Genomic DNA, 16,278 nt, shown 5'->3' with positions numbered 1-16,278 from the left:
TGTGACTGCCCCACTCCCCGACCCTCTCCCCGCAAGCGGGGAGAGGGAGAAAGAAAAGAATGCCCAACCTTCAGACGATCCTCACTGCCAAGACCCCGCTGACGCTCGCCGGCGTGCCGACCGGATTCGAGCCGTGGCTGCTCGCGGACCTGTCGCGCGCGGCCAAGGCGCGTGCGGTGTTCGTCGCGCCGGACGAGGCCGCGATGCGCGCGATCGCCTCGACCGCACAGACGTTCGCGCCCGAACTCGAGGTGCTGACGTTCCCTGCATGGGACTGCCTGCCCTACGACCGCGCCTCCCCCACGCTCCGCGTGATGGCGGAGCGAATGGCGACGCTCCACCGGCTTCAGCAGAAGCCCGATGGCCCGCAGTTGCTGGTAACGACCGTCAACGCGGTCGCGCAACGCACGCTCACCCCGTTTCGCATCCGACAACTCGTCGCCAGGCTCGCGCCGAAGGAGCGGATCGGGCGCGATCGGCTTGCCACCTTGTTGCAAGCCAATGGCTATGTCCGCGTGGAAACCGTTGCCGACGCTGGCGAATTCGCCGTGCGCGGTGGCCTCGTCGATCTCTATCCGTCGGGCGAAACGCAGGCGCTTCGGCTCGATTTCTTCGGTGACGAGATCGAAAGCGTCCGTACCTTCGACCCCGCCGACCAGCGCACAACCGGGCGCATCGACGGCTTCGTCCTGCTCCCCGCATCGGAAACGCTGCTCGACGAAGACAGTATCAAGCGGTTCCGCGCGCGCTATCGCGAGCGGTTCGGCGCGACCGCGACCGGTGACCCGCTGTATCAGGCGATCAGCGACGGGCGGCGTCTCGCGGGGATGGAGCATTGGCTCCCGCTGTTCGAGGAAAAAATGGCGACGCTGTTCGACCATCTCGGCGACGATGCCGTCATGGTCCGCGATGCGGGCGCGGTCGCGGCAGCCGAGGCACGGTTCGAGGCGATCACCGATTATCACGGCAACCGCGTCAAGGCGCAGTCGAGCGACCCGGGCAGCTACCGGCCACTTCCGCCAGACGCCTTGTACCTGACCGCCAAGGATTTCGCGCAACAGCTCGATGCTGCTCCGGCGCACCGCATCACGGCATTCCACGAACCCGAAAGCGCGAGCGTGCTCGATTTTGGCGTCGATGGTCCGCGCGACTTCGGCCCGGAGCGTGCGAGTGGCGTCAATATCTACGAAGCGGTCGTAGAGCATCTCGGCAAGCTACGGAAAGGCGGCAAGAAAGCGATCCTCGCCAGCTACTCGACCGGCTCGCGCGACCGCTTGGCCGGGCTGCTTGCCGATCACGAACTGACGAACACGGTCAAGGTCGACAGCTGGCAGCAGGCGCTCGGTGTCGGCGTCAAGTCGGTCGCGTTGCTGGTGCTGCCGCTCGATCATGGTTTCTCCGGCCCCGAAGTCGCGCTGCTGACCGAGCAGGACATGCTCGGCGACCGGCTCGTTCGCCGGAACAAGCGTAAGAAATCGGCGGATGCGTTCCTTGCCGAACTGGCGATGCTGACACCGGGCGATCTGGTTGTCCACGCCGACCACGGCATCGGCCGCTATGAAGGCCTGACTTCGATCCCGGTCGGCCAGGCGCCCCATGATTGCGTCGCCTTGACCTACGCGGGTGGCGACAAATTGTTCGTGCCGGTCGAGAACCTCGAGGTTCTAACCCGCTACGGCTCCGACGCCGACGGCGCGAGCCTCGACAAGCTCGGTGGCGAAGCCTGGCAGCGCCGCAAGAGCCGGATGAAGGAGCGCATCCGCGAAATCGCGGGCGAACTCATTGCGACCGCCGCCGAACGCGCGCTGCGACCGGCGGATACGATCGAGCGCGACAGTGGCTACGCCGCGTTCGTCGATCGTTTCCCCTATGAGGAAACCGAGGATCAGGATCGTGCGATCGAGGACGTCATGGGCGACCTCGAAAAGGGCACGCCGATGGACCGGCTCGTCGTCGGCGACGTCGGCTTCGGCAAGACCGAGGTCGCGCTGCGTGCCGCCTTTGCCGCCGCGATGGCGGGGTTGCAGGTCGCGGTCGTCTGCCCGACGACACTGCTCGCGCGTCAGCACTTCAACAACTTCAAGGCACGGCTCGAAGGCTTCCCGCTCAACGTCGGGCGGCTGTCGCGGCTGGTGCCTGCGGGCGAAGCGAAGACGACCAAGGAAGGCCTTGCCGACGGGACGATCGACGTCGTCGTAGGGACGCACGCGATCCTGGCGAAGGGCATCGATTTCAAACGCTTGGGCCTCGTCATTGTCGATGAGGAACAGCGTTTCGGGGTGACGCACAAGGAACGCCTCAAGTCGCTCAAGGCCAACGTCCACGTCCTGACGCTGACCGCCACGCCGATCCCGCGCACGCTTCAGATGGCGATGTCGGGCCTGCGCGAACTGTCGGTGATCCAGACCCCGCCGGTCGATCGCCTCGCGGTCCGCACCTACGTCATGCCGTGGGACCCGATCGTGCTGCGCGAGGCGTTGCTCCGCGAACATTATCGCGGCGGGCAGAGCTTCTTCGTCACCCCACGGATCAAGGATCTTCCGGATATCGAGGAATTCCTTCGCGAATCCGTACCCGAAGTGCGCTTCGTCGTGGCACACGGGCAGATGTCGCCGACCGAGGTCGAGGAGCGTATGTCCGCCTTCTACGACAAGAAGTTCGAGGTGCTCGTCTCGACCACGATCGTCGAAAGCGGGCTCGATATCCCGAGCGCGAACACGATGATCATCCACCGTGCCGATCGCTTCGGGCTCGCACAGCTGTACCAGCTTCGTGGTCGCGTCGGCCGCGCCAAGACGCGCGCCTATGCCTATCTCACCACGCCCGCCGACCGGATCCTGACCGAGACCGCCGAGAAGCGGCTCAAGATCCTATCCGACCTCGACAGCCTCGGCGGCGGGTTCCAGCTCGCCAGCCATGATCTCGACCAGCGCGGCGCGGGCAATCTGCTCGGCGACGAACAATCGGGGCATATCAAGGAGGTTGGTTACGAACTCTACCAGTCGATGCTGGAAGAGGCGATCATGGACGCCAAGGCCGGGGGCCAGCGCCTCCGCCCGAAGGACTTCTCGCCGCAGATCACGGTCGACGCGCCGATCCTCATCCCCGAGACCTATGTCCCGGATCTCGACCTGCGGATGGGGCTGTATCGTCGCCTCAACGATGTCGAGGACCAGAATGCGCTGGAAGGCTTCGCTGCCGAACTGATCGATCGTTTCGGCGCGCTGCCGGGGCCGACCGAGAACCTCGTCCGCCTCATCGAGATCAAGCTCAACGCGAAAAAGGCGTGCGTGTCGAAGATCGACGTCGGGCCGAAGGGCGCGCTGGTGTCGTTCTTCAACGATTCGCCGCCGAACATTCAGGGGCTGCTGGCGTGGGTTGCAAAGCTCGACGGGGTGGCGCGACTTCGTCCCGATTCGAAGCTGGTCGTGACGCGCAGTTGGGGCGACCCCAAGGCCCGCCTGCACGGGGCGTTGCAATTGTCGAAGGGACTGGCGCGCGCTGCGGGCTGATCCCCGCTCCCGCTAGGATCAGGCGAGCAAGGCGACCAGCGCTTCCTCCGTCAGTGGCTCGGCACAGAGGAAGCCCTGGTAGATCTGGCACCCTTCCTTCGCCAGCCCCTCCAGCTGTTCGGGGGTCTCGACCCCTTCCGCGATGACCGTCAGCCCGAGCGACCGTGCCATGTCGATGACGCCGCGTACGACAATCCGGTCGCGCGGAGAGCCGGTGATGTCTTGCGCTAGCTTCTTGTCGATCTTCAGGTAATCGAGCGGCAACGCCTTGAGATAGGCAAGGCTCGAATAGCCCGTTCCGAAATCGTCGATCGCGGTACGACACCCGGCACCGCGGAACAGCGATAGCAAAGCAGCCGCGATGCCAAGGTCCTCGATCAATCCGCTCTCGGTGATTTCCAGGGTCAGGCGGGTTCGGGGGAAACCGCTCGCATCGACGCGGTCCAGAAAGACGTCGGCGAACCCCGGGCGGGCAATGTCTGCGGCGGTCAGGTTGAGCGAGAGCCGCAATTCGCCGAGCGTTTCGGGCCAGTTCGCTGCCAGCGAAAGCGCCAGTTGCTGGATATGATCCGACAGGCCGATCTCTAGGTCGGCGCGCTGCGCGGCGGCAAACAGCATTTCCGCCCCGATCGTACCGAGCGTCGCATGCTGCCATCGGGCAAGCGCCTCCACGCCGACGATCTGTCCGGTCGTGACCGCGACTTGCGGCTGGAACAGGATACCGATGTCGCCGCGTTCGATCGCGTGATGCAGTTCGACCGCCAACCGGTCGATCGTAGCTCCCCCACCATAGGCCTCGGCGACACGAAGCGTGGCGCTGTCCGATTCGCGTGCTTCGGCCAGCGCTTCGCTGGCACGGCGCAGGAGCCGTGCGGCGTCATCCTGCGGTCCCGCTTCCGCAAGACCGATCCGACAGCCGAGCACTGCAATCGTATCACCGCTGACGAACGGGCGGGTGAGCGCGGCGGCGATTCGCTCCGCGGCGAGGTCCACCCGCACCCGCGGAGCCTGGGTTGCGACCATGAACGTGGAACCACCCATCCGCGCGACCAGCGCGTCGCGCCCGAGCATCTCGACGACTGCATCGTTGACGCGGGTCTGCGCGGACCGCAGCAACGCATCCCCCGCCACGCGCCCGTAAGCGGTGTTGACCGTCTCGAACCGGTTGAGCGCAATCAGCAACAAGTGCAGCGGCGCGCTGGCGTCCTCGCCAAGATGCCGCGTGATCCAGCGACGCGCGCTGCCGGCATCACGCGCGCCCGACAGTGCCTCCCGTACCTCGGCGGCGGGCTCGGGCGTACTGCCGAGCGGTTCCACCACGCCATCGATCTTGCCCGCGACAGGATCGAACTGCAGATGCTGGACGATCCGGCCTACGCCATCGAAATCATGCGCGAACGCGGTCGCGGATCGCGCTTGCGTCATACGGCGGAACGCCGCCATCGCAGCGACCCGGTCGTCACGGTCCAGCAACCGGAGGATGCCACGGACGGTCGGCCGTTCCGGACAAGCGAGCAAGGCGGCCAGTCCGGGGGTCAAAGCGAGGAAGCGATCCGCGATCGTGTACCGCCAGCCGAGCGGTTCAAACACCGCGCCGGTATGCCATTCGCGCGCCATGCGTTCCGCATGCCGTGCCGCGAATCGCAACGCCTGCAGGAATTCCGCATCGCTGAACGGACTGGCCAGAAAATGGGTCGCCCCTGCATCGTACAGCGCCGTGATGGATGCGTTTTCCCCGCGCGAGACAAGCGTCAGCAGCGCACCGCCGTTCGCCTCGACAGCGCCGCCCAGCGCCGCGGTCGCGGCAATGCCCTCGGCGGTGGCCCCGCGCGCGTCGACGACGGCGACCGCCGCGCCACACGAGAGGAAGCGCCGCTCCCCGCCACCGGCACGGCGCGCGGCGACGACCTGCCACCCTGCCCCCGCGGCAATGGAGGCGAGTTCGTCGCGGTGACGGAACGAAAGCAGGAACAACGGGGCGGACGACGGAGCGATGGGAGACGTCTTTCTTCGATCGGCGGGAGCAGATGTGCCCGTGCGGGGTTTAGAAGATAACAACACGATGGCCTAGGGTGTGTGGCAGGCTTGTTCCGCGCCACCCGAACGCTTAGCTCAAGGACGATGCAGATCAATTACCCTTCCCCCAACCGTCCGCTGCAGGATAGCCACGGACGGACGATAAGCTATCTGCGGATTTCCGTCACCGACCGGTGCGACTTGCGGTGCCGCTATTGCATGTCCGAGAAGATGACGTTCCTGCCGCGAAGTGCTCTGCTGAGCCTCGAAGAGATTGCGATCATCGCCGAGCGCTTCATCGAGCGGGGGATCAACAAGATCCGTCTCAGTGGCGGCGAGCCGCTCGTGCGGCGCGACGTGGGCGAGCTTGTCCGGCGGCTCGGTCGGCATGTCGGCCATGGTCTCGACGAATTGACGATGACGACCAACGGCAATGCGCTCGTCGAGCATAGTGCCGCTATGGTCGCTGCGGGCATGCGGCGGATCAACGTCAGCCTCGACAGCCTGGACGCGGACACCTTCCGCTACATCACGCGGCACGGCGACGTTGCGCGCGTGACGGCAGGCATCCTTGCGGCGCGCGATGCAGGGCTTGCGGTCAAGATCAACATGGTCGCGCTGAAGGGTCTGAACGAGGACCACATAGCGCCGATGTTGGAGTGGTGCATGGCGGAGGGGCTGGATCTGACGCTGATCGAAACCATGCCACTTGGCCAGATCGATGAGGACCGCGCCGACCGGTTCGTTCCACTGACGGCGGTCCTCGACCGGCTTTCCACGCAATTCTCGCTGGCACGCGATTCGCATCGCAGCGGCGGGCCCGCCCGTTATTGGCGCGTCGAGGGGACAAAGACCAAGCTCGGCCTGATCTCACCACTCACCGGCAATTTCTGCGATACGTGCAACCGTGTTCGCCTGACGACCGAGGGCGTACTGTACACGTGCCTCGGCCATGACGATAAGGTGGACCTGAAGGCCGTGTTGCGGGAACAGGGCGTCGCTGGACTGGATGCAGCACTCGATGGCGCAATGTTGACCAAGCCGGCACGGCACGATTTCGACATCGACGCGGCCGCGCCTGCGGTCGCGCGGCACATGAGCGTTACCGGCGGATGAGCGACCCTCAGCGACGGGCGCTCGTCGCGTCGCCGACGCCGTCTGCGCAGGCCGCATTCCAGGCGCTGACCGAAAGTCACGACTGGGTCCCCCCGGAGGACGCGGAACTCATCGTCGCACTAGGTGGCGATGGGTTCATGTTGCAGACGCTCCACGCGATGCTCGAACGGCGCAAACCCGTGGTGCCGGTGTTCGGGATGAACCTCGGTACGGTCGGATTCCTCATGAACGAATGGCGATCGCACGGGCTGGACGGGCGGCTGGAGCGCACCAAGGCGTTCAAGGTCGTACCGCTTTCCATGACTGCCACAACGATCAGCGGCGAAGTCCATGCGCTGCCTGCGATCAATGAAGTCTCACTGCTGCGCGAGACCCGCCAGACCGCCAAGCTGGAAGTGACGGTCAACGACCGGGTCGTCCTGCCCGAACTGGCGTGTGACGGTATTCTCGTAGCGACCCCTGCCGGTTCTACCGCATACAATCTGTCGGCGCAGGGGCCGATCCTGCCGCTTGGGTCAAACATGCTGGCGTTGACCCCGATCAGCCCGTTCCGCCCGCGTCGGTGGCGCGGGGCGATCCTGCCGGACAAGGCGCGGATCCGGTTGCGCGTGCTGGAACCGGGCAAGCGCCCCGTAAGCGCGGTCGCTGATCAGCGGGAAATCCGTGATGTCGCGCTGGTGGAAATCGTGATCGACCGGACGCGCGAACTGACGCTGCTGTTCGATCCGGAGCACGCGCTCGACGACCGGATCACGATGGAGCAGTTCGCCGCCTGATTGCGTCAGACGGGTCGAGCGTAAACCAAGTCGTCGTGGACGACGTTGCCTACCTTGAACTGCCGTGTTCCCACGACAGTGAAGCCGTGCCGCTCGTAGAAGCGATGGGCGCGGTGATTCTCGCCCCAGACCCCCAGCAGGATCCGGCGGCACGACAAACGGGCGGCGTCTTCGATTACCTGCTGCATCAGGGCAGGACCTAGCCCCGTACCGCGCATGCGCGACAGCGTGTAGATCCGTCGCAATTCGATGTCGCCGAGCTCAAGCGCTACCGGCAGGTCGATCCCGCCGGTCAGTACGGCATATCCAACGGGCGCGAAGCCGGGCAGGATCTCCCCGATCGTCACCGCATCGCGCCGGTCGCCGATCCAGGCGCCGAACTTCTCCGGCCGGTTGTTGGCGGCGCAATGTGCGACCATGTCGCTGCCGTCGAGCGACCCGGCGTAGGTATCGAGAAAGGTCGCCGACGCGACAAGCGACAGGGCGTCGGCATCCGCCGGCCCCGCCGCTCGCACGCGCCAATTGGGATCAGCCAACGATTTCTTCGGGCTTGAAGAAATAGGCGATCTCGATCTCGGCATTCTCGTCGCTGTCCGAACCATGGACCGAATTGGCTTCGATCGACTCGGCGAGTTCCTTGCGGATCGTGCCCGGCTCAGCGTTGGCGGGGTTGGTCGCGCCCATGATGTCGCGGTTACGCTGCATCGCGTTCTCGCCTTCGAGAACCTGAACGACGACCGGGCCCGAGATCATGAACGAAACCAGTTCGCCGAAGAACGGGCGTTCCTTATGAACGGCATAGAAGCCCTCGGCCTGCTCGCGGGTCATCTGGATGCGCTTGGACGCGACGACGCGCAGGCCGGCTTCCTCGAGCATCTTGGTGACGGCGCCCGTCAGGTTGCGACGCGTTGCGTCGGGCTTGATGATCGAAAACGTGCGGTTCGCGGCCATGACCGTGAAGCTCCTTGATGATGAACTGTGGAAAGTGCGCGACCCCTAGTCGGGGCGCTTGAGCGATGCAAGCCGCGCCCTGCAGGTCAGGCAGCCTGCTCCCAGCGGCCCTCGTCATTCTGCTTCCAGTAGCGCCGGTCGACGCCGTCCCGGTCGCCCAGCGCACGCCACGCGGCGCGGGCCTCGACGATGCGTTCGTCATCGAAGAAATGGAACGCCCGATCGAAGCCGAGCGCGTCGTCGCGCCAGACGCCATCTGCGAGCGCGACGTTGCGGGCGGCGTTGGCTGGGTTCGGTTGCGCGGAAATCAGGATCGGTTGCCGCGCATCGCTGTCATCCCCCACGACCTGTGCGTGCGGGAGGAAGCTTTCCGACGCATAGGTCCACAGCAATCGGTCGAGCGCGACGCGCTGGTCGCTGCTCTCGGCAACAACGAGTAACCGCCCGCCCCCCCCGACCACGCGCTCCGCGATCCGGGGAAGCACGCGATCGAGTGGTTGGAGCGTCAGGTGGTAGAAGTCGACCTGCATTGCTTTCCTTCGCCGTGTTCCTGCGAAGGCAGGAACCCAGGGTCACGCAACATAACGCCTGCGGCTTACCAAACTTCTGGACTCCTGCTTGCGCAGGAGAACAGAAGCGGTTGGCCGATCAGTCCTCGAAGTTATCCGCCACGAACCGGTCGAGCAGGCGCACGCCATAACCGGTCGCGCCCTTCTCGTAATTCGGGCCGGCCTTATCCGACCAGACCATCCCCGCGATGTCGAGATGCGCCCACTGCACCCCAGTCTCGATGTAGCGCAGCAGGAACTGCGCTGCGGTGATCGATCCGGCACCACGCGGGCCGACGTTCTTCATGTCGGCGATCGGTGAGTCGATCAGCTTGTTGTACGCATCCCCCATCGGGAAGCGCCACAACAGGTCGCCCGACGCCTTACCTGCAGCGAGCAACTGGTCAGCAAGCGAATCGTCGTTCGCGAAGCAGCCGCCATGCTCGTGGCCCAGGCTGACGATCATCGCACCGGTCAGCGTCGCCAGATCGACGATCGTCTTGGGGCGATGCGTCCGCTGGACCCAGGTCAGCGCGTCACACAGCACCAGACGCCCTTCGGCATCCGTGTTGAGCACCTCGATCGTCTGCCCCGACATCGAGGTCAGCACGTCGCCCGGGCGAATCGCGTTACCGTCGGGCATATTCTCGACGAGGCCGCACACGCCGATGACGTTCGCCTTCGCCTTGCGCCCGGCGATCGCCTTCATCGCGCCGACGACCGCGCCCGCACCGCCCATGTCCCACTTCATGTCTTCCATGCCCGCACCGGGCTTGAGCGAAATGCCCCCGGTATCGAAGGTCACGCCCTTGCCGACCAGCGCCAGATCGGGATCGCCCGCACCCTTCCCGCTCCACTTAAGCGCGAGCAGCTGCGCGTTCTTGACCGAACCCTGGCTGACACCGAGCAACGCGCCCATGCCAAGCGCGTGCATTTCCTCTTCGCCGAGGACAGTCACTTCGAGGCCGAGGCCCTCGACTTCGGCCAGCACCTTGGCGACGAAGCTTTCCGGGTAGATCACGTTTGGTGGCTCGGCGACAAGCGTGCGGGTCAGCTCGAGCCCTTCGGTCAGCGCCTTCTGCGGTGCCCAGGCCGCATCGGTACCTTCAGGGGTGTTGTGCAGCACGATGCTGGTCAGCGTCGGCTTGGATTTCTCGGGAAGCTTGGTGCGATAGATGTCATGCCGCCAGCTCCGCTGTGCCGCCGCGCCAGCAAACCGCGCTACCGCTTTGGCGGATGCGCCTGCGCTGTCGAAATCAACGCTGACTTGAGTCACGCCGGACGAGAGCAAGCGCCCGGTCAGCGCGCCGCCAGCCTTTTCATAGTCCATCTCGCTGCCGGCGCCCGTGCCGATCAGCAGCAATCGACGCGCGGTGCCGCCCTGATCGACGAACGTCTCGACGATCGCGCCGGTTTCGCCTTCGAACCGGCTTGCCTTGGCCGCGGACTTGAGCAGATCGAGCGCGCTTGCCTCGACCAGAGAGCTTGCAAGCCGCGCCATTCCGTCCTTTTCGACGGTGAAGGCAAGCGTCGCATCGGATGCCGGAGCCGCGCTGGAAAACTCGATATGCATGGAAAACAAGCCTCGATCGATCAATCACAATGAGTCGTCAGTCTCTAGGCCAGTGCGCGGTCGCTGGCAAAGCGCGCTTTGTGCGATTGCAGCGGGTGCATGTCGATGCGATAGGGCTTGATTGACCATCGGCCGCCGGCCTCATCGCATTTGGATGTTCTACCGACGTGAAGCGTGCCGTTTTCCTCGCCAGTTGTGCCGCGCCGTTCGCGCTGACCGCCCTCCCCGCGGTCGCGCAGGATCTTCAGACGCGCACCGTCCCGCCGCCGCCCCCCGCAGCAGCGGCCGCCGCCCCCGCGAATGAGGACCAGGTCCAGTTCAACGCCGCGACGCTGCAATATGACATCAACGAAGAGATCGTCACCGCGACCGGTGACGTCCGCATGTACCGGGCGGGTGATCGCCTGCGTGCCGACAAGGTCGTGTGGAACCGCCAGACCGGCAAGGTCATCGCGACGGGGAACATCGCGATCGTCAATCCAGGCGGCGACACCGCTTATGGCGATTCGATCGAACTGACCGATGCGTTGAAAGACGGCATGGTCGACAACATGCTGCTCGTTCTCGAGAAGGGTGGTCGACTGGCAGCCCGCAAGGGCACGCGCTCGCTCAACGAGACCGTCACGCTGGAGGATGCGGCGTATACGCCCTGCGCCGTCACGACGTCAGAGAATTGCCCGAAGGAACCGTCGTGGAAGATCACCGCGGTCCGCGTGATCTATCGCCCGGAACGTGGCCGAATTTACTACAAGGGCGCGCGGATCGACCTGTTCGGCCTGCCGTCGATCCCGCTGCCGGCGTTTTCCAACCCGATCGGCGGGGGGAACGACAGCGGCCTGCTTAGCCCCGACTTCCGCTATGGCCGCGTCAACGGGCTGGAATTCGCGCAACCCTATCACATCGCGCTTTCGCCCAACCGCGGCCTGACCCTGACGCCGCGCGTGTTCAGCCGCGTGTTGCCGATGCTGCAAGCCGACTATCAGGCACTCAACACTCTCGGCGCGTACCGGATTGCGGGCTATGTCACGGCAAGCCCGCGCAGCAACAATTTGCTGCTGCCGACGCCGCCCAACACGCCCAACTCGTTCCGCGGGTATCTCGACGGGTCGGGGCGTTTCCAACTCGATCCCAACTGGAGCGTTTCCGGATCGCTCCGCCTCGCGAGCGACCGCACGTTCCTGCGTCGGTACGACATTTCGCGCGACGATCGCTTGCGCACGACGATCAATGTCGAGCGGATCGACGAGAACAGCTATTTCTCGATTGCCGGATGGTATGTGCAGACGCTGCGTGCGGCGGACCCGCAGGGCAGCCAACCCTTTGCGCTTCCCGAGATCGATTACCGACGCCGCATCCCCAACAGCTTCCTCGGCGGCACGTTCGAGTTTCAGGTAAACAGCCTCGCCATTTCGCGGACCGATGGCCAGGATACGCAACGCGCCTTCACCAGCGCGCGCTGGGATCTACGCAAGATCACCCCGTGGGGTCAGGAAGTCACGTTCACCGCATTCGGTCGTGGCGATGTCTACAACACCAACGACGCGCTCTCGACATCGGTCGCGAGCTATCGCGGCGTAGATGGTTTCCACGGTCGCCTGATCGGCGCGTTCGCGGTCGACATCAAATATCCGCTGATCGGCACTTTTTTGAGCGGGACACAGCGCCTGATCCCGCGCTTCCAGATCGTGACGTCCCCCCAGACGGGCACGATGGCGATTCCCAACGAGGACGCGCGCTCGGTCGATCTCGAGGACTCGAACCTCTTCGCGCTCAACCGTTTCCCCGGTTACGATCGGTTCGAGGATTCTACCCGGTTTACCTATGGGGCCGACTGGCAGGTCGATCTCCCCGGCCTCTCGTTCAGCACCAACGTCGGCCAGAGTTACCGTCTCAACAGTCGCCCGACGCTGTTTCCTGACGGCACCGGATTGTCGCGTCGCCTGTCCGATGTGGTTGGACGAACCGAATTGCGCTTCCGTGACTTCGTCTCGGTGATCCACCGCTACCGGCTCGACAAGGATGGGTTCGCGGTGCGCCGCAACGAATTCGACGCGACCGTCGGCTCGCGCGGCACGTATTTTCTCGTCGGCTATCTGCGGCTTAACCGGAATATTGATCCGACGATCGAGGATCTGCGCGACCGTGAGGAAGTCCGTCTCGGCGGCCGAATCCAGTTCAAGCGCTTCTGGTCAGCGTTCGGCTCGACCGTGGTCGACCTGACCAATCGCAGCGAGGATCCGCTGTCGCTGGCGGACGGGTTCGACCCGGTTCGTCATCGGTTGGGCGTCCAATATGAGGACGATTGCCTTCGCCTCGGGGTCACCTGGCGGCGCGATTACCGGAACACCGGCGATGCGCGCAGCGGCAACAGCTATCTGTTGACGCTGGCGTTCAAGAATTTGGGGCGCTAACGCTGACAGGCGAAAGACTGTGGCCGCTAAGCCACGGTTCAGCCACAAGGCTGCACTAGGGGCATGGCCAGGGTTCGGTCATGCGGGATGGGATTGGGATTTGGTGACGACGACTACACGCAAGACGGCGCGGACGATGCGTCGTTTCGGGTTCGGCACGATGCTCGCGGCGTCTCTCGCTATGGCGGGGGGATCGATCGCGCAGACTGCGCCCGACGCCGCGCCGCAGGACAGCGGCCCGCAGCCCTCCTCGGTGGACCGGGGCGGCAATCTCAACCTGCCGAGCAACCCGGAGATCTTCGGCAAGGTCGATCCCAACGTCCGCAAGCCGACCGCGATCGTCAACGGAACGGTGATCACCGGGACCGACGTCGACCAGCGCCTCGCCTTCCTACTTGCCGCGCGCGACATGAAGCTGTCCGAACAGGAAATGGCGCAATACCGCCTGCTCGTGATCCGTCAGTTGATCGACGAGACGCTTCAGATCCAGGAAGCGAAGACGGCCGACGTCAAGATCTCGCTCGAGGAGGTCAACAAGAGCTACGATTCGATCGTCCGCAGCAATTTCGGCAAATCCACCGCGGACATGCGCACCTATCTGCGGAGCGTCGGCTCGTCCGAACGCTCGTTCAAGCGGCAGGTCGAGGCCGAACTTTCGTGGAACCGCTATCTCCGCCGCAAGGTCGATATCAGTGTGGGCGACGAGGAAGTCCAGGCGATCATCGACAAGCTGAAGAAGCAGCAGGGCACGACCGAATATCACGTGCGCGAGATCTATTTGTCGGCGGGCGGTGACCGGTCACAGGAAGTGTTCGCGCAGGAACAGCAAATCATGGCGTCGATCCAGAAGCGCGAAAAGGGCGAGGACAGCTTCGGCTATTACGCCGGCGCGATGTCGGAAGCATCGACGCGATCGACCGGCGGCGATCTGGGCTGGCTCAACGAGAACCAGCTTGCGCAGCTTCCGCCCGCGCTGGTCGAGGCGATCCGGAACATGCAGCCCGAGCATCTTGCCGGACCGATCGAGGTACCGGGCGGTTTCTCGATCATCTACCTGGTCGACACGCGCAAGGTCGGCGTCGCCGATCCGCTCGACTCGCGTCTGACGTTGAAGCAGCTGAGCGTCCGTTTCCCCGATGGCATCTCGCAGGCGCAGGCCGATGCGCGGGTGACCGAATTCGCCAAGCTGTCGAAGACGATCCGAGGGTGCGGTGAAGTCGCCAAGGTCGCTTCGGCGCTCGGTGCTGAAGTGGTCGACAACGATTCGGTTCGCATTCGTGATCTTCCGCCGGCGCTGCGCGACATCATGGCGAAGCTGAGCGTCGGTGAGTCCACCCCGCCATTCGGCTCAGCCAAGGATGGCATCCGCTCGCTCGTTCTGTGCGGTCGCGACGAAGCGTCGGGCAGCACCGTCCCTGGCGTCGAGCAGGTTCGCGGCCAGATGGAAAATGCCCGCACCAATTTGCGCGCTAACCAGCTGCTGCGCGATCTGCGGCGCGACGCGATCATCGAATATCGTTGATCTCCTCGCCTCGACGCCTTCGGCACCGCTCGTCGTCTCGATGGGTGATCCCGCCGGAATCGGTCCGGAAATCCTCGCCAAGGCGTGGATGAAGCGGAAGGACGCCAGACTTCCGGCGTTCTTCGCCACCGGCGACGCGCGCGCGATTGCGGCGGTATGGGACGGCCCGGTCGAAACGATCCTGCATCCGGCGGCTGCGAACGGCGTTTTCGATCATGCTCTGCCTGTCCTGACGGTCGAGGACGGCGGCGAGATCATTCCCGGGCGTCCCGACGTGGCGGGGGCACGGTGCGCGTTGCGTGCGCTGGAACTGGCGGCGGGCCTGGTTCGCTCCGGCGCGGCGCGTGCGCTGGTGACGGCACCAGTGTCCAAGGCGCAACTCTATCACATCGGCTTCAATTATCCGGGACAGACCGAATTCGTCGCCGAACGCTGCGGCATTGCTGGCGAGAATGCGGTGATGATGCTCGCCGGGCCAGACCTGCGCGTCGTGCCGATCACCACGCACGTGGCCTTGGCGGATGTCGGCGCGCTGCTTTCGATTGATCTGCTGGTCGCCAAGGGGCGCGCGACCGCACGTGGCCTGACGCGCAATTTCGGGATCGCGGCACCGCGGATCGCGTTCGCGGGGCTCAACCCGCATGCGGGTGAAGGCGGCGCGATCGGGCGCGAGGAAATCGAGATCATCGCGCCTGCGGTCGCCCAGCTGTGTGCCGAAGGGATCGCGGCGACCGGGCCGTTTGCCGCCGATACGCTGTTTCACCCGCGCGCGCGGCTGACCTATGACGCGGTGATGTGCTGCTATCACGATCAGGCGCTGATTCCGATCAAGACGCTGTATTTCGACGAGGGCGTCAACATCACGCTCGGCCTCCCGATCGTGCGGACCTCGCCCGATCACGGAACGGCCTTCAACATTGCGGGCGAGAACATCGCCGAACCCGGCGCGATGATCGCGGCGATCCGCCTGGCGGGCGACGCTGCCGACCGGCGCGCCGCGATCGGCGCGTGACGACTAGCGACGCGCGCCCGGTGCGCCCCGACCTTCCCCCGCTGCGCGACGTCATCGCGCGTCACGGGCTCGCCGCGAGCAAGGCGCTCGGGCAGAACTTCCTGCTCGACGCACAACTGCTTGCGCGGATCGCGCGGATCCCGGGGGACCTGACCGACGCGGAAGTGCTGGAGATCGGACCGGGTCCGGGTGGCCTGACCCGTGCGCTACTCGCCGCAGGGGCGCGGGTCACCGCGATCGAGCGCGACAGGCGCTGTATTCCGGCGCTGGCGGAGTTGAGCGAAGCCTTCCCGGGCCAGTTGCGGGTGATCGAAGGCGACGCGCTTGAAATCGACGCAGTGCCGCTGTTCGAGGGCAAACCGCACATCGCCTCCAACCTGCCCTATAATATCGGCACGGCGCTGCTGGTGCGCTGGCTGTCCGCGGACTGGGCGCCGTGGTGGCAGAGCCTGACGCTGATGTTCCAGCGCGAGGTCGCCGACCGGATCGTCGCGAAGACCGATGACGATGCGTATGGGCGGCTCGCGGTACTGGCGCAGTGGCGGAGCAAGGCGACGCTGGCGATGCCGGTGCACCGCTCCGCCTTCACGCCGCCACCCAAAGTAATGTCGGCGGTGGTGCATATCGTACCCGAGACGGCTCCCGAGGATGTCCACTTCGCCACGCTGGAACGGCTGACCGGTGCGGCGTTCGGGCAGAGGCGCAAGATGTTGCGGCAGAGCCTGAAAGGGGTGCCCGGCGCGCTCAACGCGCTGGAGACGGTGGGCATCGATCCGACACGCCGTGCGGAAACGGTCAGCGTCGCAGAGTTCGTCGCGGTTGCCCGCGCGCTCGGATAGCC

The 16,278-nt window shown here is 65.2% G+C and carries 12 protein-coding genes; 7 read left to right on the top strand and 5 right to left on the bottom strand.

Annotated features, from left to right (window positions below):
- Window positions 1-59: 59 nt before the first annotated feature.
- On the top strand, window positions 60-3,512 hold the full coding sequence (mfd, locus tag ABIC17_RS08140) for a transcription-repair coupling factor (RefSeq protein WP_354280812.1): 3,453 nt from the start codon (window positions 60-62) through the stop codon (window positions 3,510-3,512).
- Window positions 3,513-3,530: 18 nt separating this feature from the next.
- Here mfd and ABIC17_RS08135 read toward each other — a convergent pair whose 3' ends face one another.
- Complete coding sequence (locus tag ABIC17_RS08135; protein ID WP_354280811.1) at window positions 3,531-5,486, bottom strand: putative bifunctional diguanylate cyclase/phosphodiesterase; 1,956 nt, start codon at window positions 5,484-5,486, stop codon at window positions 3,531-3,533.
- 147 nt (window positions 5,487-5,633) lie between these two features.
- Here ABIC17_RS08135 and moaA point away from each other — a divergent pair, with 147 nt between their 5' ends.
- Window positions 5,634-6,644 (top strand): GTP 3',8-cyclase MoaA, encoded by a 1,011-nt coding sequence (moaA, locus tag ABIC17_RS08130; protein WP_354280809.1) that lies wholly within the window; start codon window positions 5,634-5,636, stop codon window positions 6,642-6,644.
- Window positions 6,641-7,420: an NAD kinase gene (locus tag ABIC17_RS08125; protein ID WP_354280807.1), complete on the top strand. Its 780-nt coding sequence runs from the start codon at window positions 6,641-6,643 to the stop codon at window positions 7,418-7,420. Before moaA ends, ABIC17_RS08125 begins: the two co-directional genes overlap by 4 nt.
- 5 nt (window positions 7,421-7,425) lie before the next feature.
- On the opposite strand, the gene ABIC17_RS08120 is transcribed toward ABIC17_RS08125, so the two are convergent.
- From ABIC17_RS08120 to ABIC17_RS08105, 4 genes are all read right to left on the bottom strand, one after another.
- Window positions 7,426-7,956, bottom strand: a complete 531-nt coding sequence (locus ABIC17_RS08120; RefSeq protein ID WP_354280805.1) for a GNAT family N-acetyltransferase — start codon at window positions 7,954-7,956, stop codon at window positions 7,426-7,428.
- Entirely contained in the window at window positions 7,949-8,371 is a 423-nt protein-coding gene (ndk, locus tag ABIC17_RS08115) for a nucleoside-diphosphate kinase (RefSeq protein ID WP_031393391.1), read from the bottom strand. The genes ABIC17_RS08120 and ndk overlap by 8 nt, the downstream gene beginning before the upstream one ends.
- Window positions 8,372-8,457: 86 nt before the next feature.
- A complete protein-coding gene (locus tag ABIC17_RS08110; protein WP_354280802.1) occupies window positions 8,458-8,901 on the bottom strand; it encodes a DNA polymerase III subunit chi in 444 nt (147 codons plus the stop codon).
- Between the two features lie 118 nt (window positions 8,902-9,019).
- Window positions 9,020-10,492, bottom strand: coding sequence for a leucyl aminopeptidase (locus ABIC17_RS08105; RefSeq protein WP_354280800.1), 1,473 nt, complete (start codon window positions 10,490-10,492; stop codon window positions 9,020-9,022).
- Between the two features lie 167 nt (window positions 10,493-10,659).
- Between ABIC17_RS08105 and ABIC17_RS08100 the strand changes: the two genes are divergently transcribed.
- The 4 genes from ABIC17_RS08100 to rsmA all read left to right on the top strand — a co-directional run bounded on the left by ABIC17_RS08100 (window position 10,660) and on the right by rsmA (window position 16,276).
- Window positions 10,660-12,903: an LPS-assembly protein LptD gene (locus ABIC17_RS08100; protein WP_354280798.1), complete on the top strand. Its 2,244-nt coding sequence runs from the start codon at window positions 10,660-10,662 to the stop codon at window positions 12,901-12,903.
- A gap of 100 nt (window positions 12,904-13,003) precedes the next feature.
- Complete coding sequence (locus ABIC17_RS08095; RefSeq protein ID WP_354280796.1) at window positions 13,004-14,425, top strand: peptidylprolyl isomerase; 1,422 nt, start codon at window positions 13,004-13,006, stop codon at window positions 14,423-14,425.
- Window positions 14,352-15,437 (top strand): 4-hydroxythreonine-4-phosphate dehydrogenase PdxA, encoded by a 1,086-nt coding sequence (pdxA, locus tag ABIC17_RS08090; protein ID WP_502958428.1) that lies wholly within the window; start codon window positions 14,352-14,354, stop codon window positions 15,435-15,437. The genes ABIC17_RS08095 and pdxA overlap by 74 nt, the downstream gene beginning before the upstream one ends.
- On the top strand, window positions 15,434-16,276 hold the full coding sequence (gene rsmA / locus ABIC17_RS08085; protein WP_354280794.1) for a 16S rRNA (adenine(1518)-N(6)/adenine(1519)-N(6))-dimethyltransferase RsmA: 843 nt from the start codon (window positions 15,434-15,436) through the stop codon (window positions 16,274-16,276). The genes pdxA and rsmA overlap by 4 nt, the downstream gene beginning before the upstream one ends.
- Window positions 16,277-16,278: the final 2 nt, after the last annotated feature.

The sequence above is a fragment of the Sphingomonas sp. PvP056 genome (assembly GCF_040549155.1).
Classification (GTDB): Bacteria; Pseudomonadota; Alphaproteobacteria; order Sphingomonadales; family Sphingomonadaceae; genus Sphingomonas.
The sequence above is the reverse complement of the archived record's forward strand: the minus strand, read 5'-3'. Positions and strand labels throughout refer to the sequence as shown.